3 protein-coding genes are annotated in these 3,303 nt (G+C 62.7%); 2 read left to right on the forward strand and 1 reads right to left on the reverse strand.

Annotated features, from left to right (window positions below):
* Positions 1-341 precede the first annotated feature (341 nt).
* The gene (locus AC5JJ6_RS05370) at positions 342-1,073 is read left to right on the forward strand and encodes a Bax inhibitor-1/YccA family protein (RefSeq protein WP_496041055.1); all 732 of its coding nucleotides are present in this window, start codon (positions 342-344) and stop codon (positions 1,071-1,073) included.
* 221 nt (positions 1,074-1,294) lie between these two features.
* Complete coding sequence (locus AC5JJ6_RS05375) at positions 1,295-2,719, forward strand: PAS domain-containing sensor histidine kinase (protein WP_496041056.1); 1,425 nt, start codon at positions 1,295-1,297, stop codon at positions 2,717-2,719.
* A 115-nt stretch (positions 2,720-2,834) separates the two neighbouring features.
* On the opposite strand, the gene AC5JJ6_RS05380 is transcribed toward AC5JJ6_RS05375, so the two are convergent.
* A partial coding sequence (locus AC5JJ6_RS05380) for a molybdopterin-binding protein (RefSeq protein WP_496041057.1) occupies positions 2,835-3,303 on the reverse strand: 469 nt, incomplete at its 5' end.

The following is a 3,303-nucleotide window of genomic DNA, read 5'->3' on the forward strand; positions in this document are numbered from 1 at the left end:
CGACGAGCGTCACCCTGGAACACGGGTTGAGGCAAATGCTATTGAACGGTATTGGGTCTAGAGCGAAGCGGCAGCCGACAAGCAGGCGCGTCCATGTCGGCTGCCGCTTCGCTCTAGACCGACCTACGGCATGAGCGTCTTCACGGGAATGGTGCCGAAAATTTTTCGGGATTAAAACGGAAACTCGTTCGTACACCTGCGCACCGGGATATAAACCTTGGGCGTCAAAGGGTTACGGATGAAGAACCGGATGGTCTCGGCATCCGATTTCCATTGAATTGCTCGGCGATCTCCCCAATATCCTGTGTCAGGTTAAAACTGCCTTTCGGATCGAGGATCACATGGCAAACGGACTGTTCAATCGGTACGCGACCCCCGGCCGCGCGGTCGATCAGGCCCAGTACGACGAAGGCCTGCGCCAGCATATGCTGAGCGTGTACAATTACATGTCGATCGGTCTGGGCCTGACCGGCGTGGTGGCTTTCGTTACCGCCATGCTGGCCATGTCCAACCCGGCCTTCGCACAGGTGATGTACGGCTCCCCGCTGAAGTGGGTGGTGATGCTGGCCCCGCTGGGCTTCGTGTTCTTCCTGTCGGCCAAAATCCACTCCATGTCGATGTCGGCGGCCCAGACGACCTTCTGGGCCTTCGCAGCCGTCATGGGCCTGTCGCTGTCGTCCATCTTCCTGGTCTATACCGGCGCAAGCATCGCCCGCGTGTTCTTCATCACGGGTGCTACGTTCGGCGCCATGAGCCTGTGGGGATATACGACCAAGCGCGACCTGTCGGGCATGGGCTCGTTCCTGCTGATGGGCCTGATCGGCATCATCGTCGCGAGTGTGGTCAACATCTTCCTGGCTTCTTCCGCGCTTCAGTTCGCCGTCTCGGTGATCGGCGTGCTGATCTTCACGGGCCTGACCGCCTATGACACCCAGCGCATCAAGGAAGAATACAGCGAGGGTTACGGCTCCGAGTCGCTCGGCAAGATGGCCCTGATGGGCGCTCTGTCGCTGTATCTGAACTTCATCAACCTGTTCACGATGCTGCTTCAACTCTTCGGCCAGCGCGAATAAGCTCTTCCGGCTTCAGCGACCGGATACGGACGAAACCCAGGCCTCGCGGCCTGGGTTTTTTCGTATCTGCCGCCATGCATCACAAGTTGGCGCGCGCGGTGGCGGTTTATTCCTTCCTGGAGATATTCTAGACTAAAGGCCGTGTCGGATTATAACTTAGGTCCGATGTTTCCGTTCAACGTATGGTGTCTGTAATAAACCGCGCGCTTGCAAACTCCAGGATGCGGGACGACCGCGGCGGCGGAGGGCTGTCCACTGGACGGCCCCATTACCGCGCCACGCCCGTCGCCGTGATCTATGCGGCTTTGGCGGCTTTCTGGATACTGATGTCCGACGGTGTCCTGCAGTGGGCGCTCGGCGACGCATCGTTCCTGTCGTCGGTCCACACGCTCAAGGGACTTGTCTTCATCCTGGTCACCGCCTTTCTGCTCCACCGCCTCGTCCGCCGTGTCGGGGAGGCGGCCCAGTCGGAAGCGGTGCTGAGACAGGATCAGCGGCGGCTGCTGGTCATGCTTGAGAACATGCCGGTTCTTGTCGCCGCATTCGACAGGGACAATCAGGTCGCCCTCTGGAACCGGGAGGCGGAACGCATCACGGGGTACAGCGCGTCGGAAGCGATCGGCAACCCGCGCATCATGGAACTCCTGCTGCCGGATCCGGATTACCGCCGGGCCAGCGCCGCCGAGATCGGCAGGGCGGCGCTCCGGTGCCGCGACTGGGAACGCCAGATCACCTGCAAGGACGGCACCGTCAGGACGATCGCGGTATCCTGCATCGCCAAGGACTTCCCGATCGCCGACTATCCCGGCGGCTGGGGCATCGGCGTCGATGTCACTGCCCGCGTCGCCCGGGAACGGGAACTGGCCGAAGCCCGGGACGAGCTGGAGCATGCCCGGTCGGACGCGGTCGCCGCCCGCAATGCGGCGGAGGCGAGCAGCCGGGCCAAGTCCGATTTCCTGTCGCTGATGAGCCATGAGCTGCGGACGCCCCTGACGGCGGTGATCGGCTTCGCCGATGTCATGCGGGGGGAACTGTTCGGTCCGCTGGGCTCTCCCAAATACCACGAGTACTGCAAGGATATCGAAGCCAGCGGGCATTACCTGCTGGACCTCATCGACGATATCCTCGATCTTGCCAAGGTCGAGTCGGGCCGCTACACGCTGACCGAGGGGATGGTCGATCTGGACGCCCTCGTCCGTGCTTCGATCCAACTTCTCGGCGACCGTCCGGCCCGCAAGCGGATCGTCCTGAGCACGCGGGTCGAACGCACCCTCAAGATCCACGGCGACGAGCGGGCGCTGAAGCAGGTGCTGATCAACCTGCTGACCAATGCGGTCAAATACACCCCCGCCGGCGGGCTGATCGAGTTGACGGCCGGCATCGGTCCGTCGAACGAACTGGAACTCGTCGTCAGCGATACCGGCATCGGCATTCCGGAAGCCGAACTGTCACTGGTCCAGGAGCCCTTCGCCCAGGCCAGCAATTCCCACAGCGCCGGCGAAGATGGAACGGGGCTTGGCCTGTCGATCGTGCGGACGCTGGTGGAACTGCATGGCGGCAGCCTGTCGATCGAAAGCGACCTGGGACGCGGCACCCGCGTCCGCGTCAGCGTCCCGGCGACGCGGGTGCTGTCGTCGGTGGCTTGAGCGCTGGCCCGGTGTGTCGTCCCAGGGGTCGAAGACATTGACCTGTTAGGACAGCGTTTGTTGGGCCGTGGCCCAACACTTGCCGACCGCCGGTCAAATTCTTCGGCCCCTGATATTAGAGGACCTCCGTAAACGGCATGTACTCGACCATGGAGCCGCGTTCCAGGCGCGTGATCTCTTCGGACAGGACGACCAGTCCGTCGGATTCGACCATGGACGACAGGATGCCTGCGCCGTCGCGTGGGAACTTCGTCGCGACAAGGGCGCCGCCGGGGTCCCGACCTAAACAGACGCGGACGAACTCGCGCCGGCCTTCCTTCTTCTTGTAGTCGAAATCGGCGCGGACCCGGAATAGGGTCGGTCCGGTCACCGTTTCGCCGCCCAGGAGCTGGATCAGCGGCCGGGCAAGGCAGAAGAACGTGATCATGGCTGCGACCGGATTGCCCGGCAATCCGACGAAGGGTACCGAACGCACCTGTCCCAGCGCCACCGGACGCCCCGGCTTGATCGCGAGCCGCCAGAAATGAATGCCGCCGCTCGCCTCGACCGCCCCTTTCACATGGTCCTCTTCCCCGGTCGAAACG

It is taken from the genome of Skermanella sp. (genome assembly GCF_059503625.1).